General features: G+C 66.3%; 1 pseudogene. It reads left to right on the plus strand.

What is annotated here, in order from left to right:
- Positions 1–255, plus strand: a pseudogene (locus tag MTX35_RS26400) (AMP-binding protein); the annotation flags it as partial.

Below are 255 nucleotides of genomic sequence, written 5' to 3' on the forward strand. Positions count from 1 at the left end.
CTGCCGAGGAGCGGGTTCGGTTCGGTGTGGGGCCGTCGTCTCGGGTGTTGGCGTTCGCGTCGCCGAGTTTCGATGCGTCGATTCTGGAGTTCGTGTTGGCGTTTTCGGGTGGGGCGACGATGGTGATCGCTCCGCCGTTGGTGTTCGGTGGGGTGGAGTTGGCGTCGTTGCTGGCCGAGGAGCGGGTCACGCATGCGTTCGTGACGCCTGCGGCGTTGGCGTCGGTGGATCCGGTGGGGTTGGAGTCGGTTCAGG

Origin of the sequence: Rhodococcus sp. ARC_M12 (assembly GCF_022810385.1) — a bacterium.
GTDB classification, from domain to species: domain Bacteria; phylum Actinomycetota; class Actinomycetes; order Mycobacteriales; family Mycobacteriaceae; genus Rhodococcoides; species Rhodococcoides navarretei.